1 rRNA gene is annotated in these 255 nt (G+C 46.7%); it reads left to right on the top strand.

The annotated features are described in order from the left end of the window. A 23S ribosomal RNA gene (locus tag V7S76_RS13305) occupies positions 1–255 on the top strand; the annotation flags it as partial.

Below are 255 nucleotides of genomic sequence, written 5' to 3' on the forward strand. Positions count from 1 at the left end.
GCTGAACTGAAACATCTAAGTAAGCAGAGGAAGAGAAAACAAAAGTGATTCCGTAAGTAGTGGCGAGCGAACGCGGATTAGCCCAAACCAGTGTTGTTGCGGCAAGACTGGGGTTGTAGGACTTCGATATCGATTTTATAAATGAACATGAACTGTCTGGGAAGGCGGGCCGTAGGAGGTGAGAGCCCTGTAATGGTAAGTTTATTTAATTGTAGGAGTATCCTGAGTAGGGGGGGACTGGAGAAATCCCCTTTG

This window comes from Aquirufa sp. ROCK2-A2 (assembly GCF_054558485.1).